Below are 2,047 nucleotides of genomic sequence, written 5' to 3' on the forward strand. Positions count from 1 at the left end.
ACCAGCTACCACAACAAAATAAGGTAGCTTAACTAGAGCAGAGTATCACTTATAAATAAGCTTTTAGTTGTTCAAACATGTGGGACCACCTCTAAAAAATATATACGGATCAGGATAACAGTCTCACAGTAACAACATCTGCTCAAAAATGAAAACATTGCCCCCTTAGATAAAATAAAAAATCAATAAAATCAAAATTTAAATTTACTTACATCATTCTAATATTTAAGAAAATTTTTAGCTTTGCTTAGAGTAATTAAACCTATTTGGCTTTATGCGCAATCTTGATTGCTCTTCTATTTTTTAAAATTCTGCTGAAAAGTGAACTCTTGTTTCCTTTTGAATTGAGTTGTCATATTTCTTTTAATTGGCTTGCAATCTTTTACGATCTTAGTGTGAATTCAAAGCCAGAACAAAACACACGCATTAAAAAACTCGCAATTAAGCGAGTTTAGGGTGCATCAGTCATATGATTGATGCTTAAAGCCAAACAAAATACAGACCAGGGAAAATCAAATCTTGTATTGCTTTAATGCGTCTATTATTGATCATTTTAAAAAAAACAACTTATCATTTTCAGCCAATTAAATATCATTTTTTGACTAAAATAAGGCTTAAATGACATTTTGCTTATTTCTTAATCGAACAAAATAGCTCAAGCGTCATTCCTGACTGCTCAATACTTTGCTTTTGTCGATCTAAATAATTGTTGGCAATCATTAACATCATATTGGCCGTATCGAGCTCTAAATTTTCTTTCGAAATTCTAGCAATCGTTTGATAAGCATCTAAGCGCGAACAAAATGCTTTATGCTGTTCAGCTGCAGTGATCGTGCTCTGATCTTCATCCAAGATATGTTTGGTTACATTGACTTGATCAGTATAGGTTTGAATACGCTGATCATATTGTTCTTGAGTGAGTTTTTGCGTGGATTGCTCAGCAAAACTTGGGGTACTGAATACACTACTCAGAACAATACTGCAGAGGGTCAAAATAAATCTATAGATCATGCTTGAGCAAACCTTTTTTATAAAATATCTGCTTTCCATACATCTTCGTATTCATCAGCATCTATCATAAATCTAAAGCCTTCTTCTAAAGCAAGGTAAGGAATCGCATCAGGAAAAACCTCTTCAAGCTCTTTTACACTGATCACATCAAAAAAATCTTCACCCTCTTCCAACTCACCACCATAAATAAACCATGACACGTTTTCAGCATCTGGCTGTTTACGTAAACCCACGATCGGTTCTTTATTTAATGTTTGCTTAGCGATAGCCACGAGATCCGTTTCATTGACTTTGATATAGCGAGAGTCAAATTCTTCACACACTAATTTCTGTTCTTCTACAAAATCTTGCAACATGTACATTTCCGAGCGATTGGATTTTGTCAAATTGTAAGCTGACAGTTTGACAATCACAATCAATTCACCAAAAGAATCTTGCATCAAGCATTTATTTTGTTAAACTTGATTATGTTACATTTTCAAGTTGAATCGTGATGAAGCCAAATTTAAATTCTCCATCGAAATTAAGTGATAGCACTGTAAGGGAAAAATTTAAATCAATGAATCCCCTCATCTCTGTTATCGAGTCTATTTCAATGCAAGATCTACTTACAATTGAATTTCGTAGCAACATTCGCATTCCTTATCCTTTAGAAACTGTTGCAGCAGGCTTTCCATCACCCGCCCAAGACTATACTGAAAAGAAAATTGATTTAAATGAACACTTAATTCATAACCCTATTGCAACCTTTATGTTAAAAGTTAACTCCTTATCAATGAAAAATGCAGGTATTGAAATTGGAGATGAAATCTTAATTGATCGTAGTCTAGAGGCTGAACATGGCGATATTGTTTTGGCATTAATCAACAATGAATTTACAGTCAAACGCTTTATGCAAGTTAAAGTATCTACAGGAATTTATGATATTTGGCTCAAAGCAGAAAGAGGTGGATCAGGAAATTTGAACAACACTTATAAGTGATATTTTGCTCCCCAAATGATGTTATAAACATCAATATATGGAGTATTTTATGGC

3 protein-coding genes are annotated in these 2,047 nt (G+C 33.4%); 1 reads left to right on the top strand and 2 read right to left on the bottom strand.

Annotation, left to right across the window (positions count from 1 at the left end; genetic code table 11):
- Positions 1-630: 630 nt before the first annotated feature.
- Positions 631-1,011, bottom strand: coding sequence for a hypothetical protein (locus tag ACG916_RS21430; protein ID WP_419327316.1), 381 nt, complete (start codon positions 1,009-1,011; stop codon positions 631-633).
- 17 nt (positions 1,012-1,028) lie between these two features.
- Positions 1,029-1,367: an immunity protein Imm33 domain-containing protein gene (locus ACG916_RS21435; protein WP_336950899.1), complete on the bottom strand. Its 339-nt coding sequence runs from the start codon at positions 1,365-1,367 to the stop codon at positions 1,029-1,031.
- Between the two features lie 137 nt (positions 1,368-1,504).
- Between ACG916_RS21435 and ACG916_RS21440 the strand changes: the two genes are divergently transcribed.
- The gene (locus ACG916_RS21440) at positions 1,505-1,993 is read left to right on the top strand and encodes a LexA family protein (RefSeq protein WP_419368216.1); all 489 of its coding nucleotides are present in this window, start codon (positions 1,505-1,507) and stop codon (positions 1,991-1,993) included.
- Positions 1,994-2,047 lie beyond the last annotated feature (54 nt).

This window comes from Acinetobacter legionensis (assembly GCF_048552295.1).
GTDB lineage: Bacteria > Pseudomonadota > Gammaproteobacteria > Pseudomonadales > Moraxellaceae > Acinetobacter.

Bases quoted from the DNA above. Each gene is read 5' to 3' on its own strand.
- ACG916_RS21440 (WP_419368216.1), top strand. From the start codon at position 1,505: ATGAAGCCAAATTTAAATTCTCCATCGAAATTAAGTGATAGCACTGTA.
- ACG916_RS21435 (WP_336950899.1), bottom strand. From the start codon at position 1,367: ATGTTGCAAGATTTTGTAGAAGAACAGAAATTAGTGTGTGAAGAATTT.
- ACG916_RS21430 (WP_419327316.1), bottom strand. From the start codon at position 1,011: ATGATCTATAGATTTATTTTGACCCTCTGCAGTATTGTTCTGAGTAGT.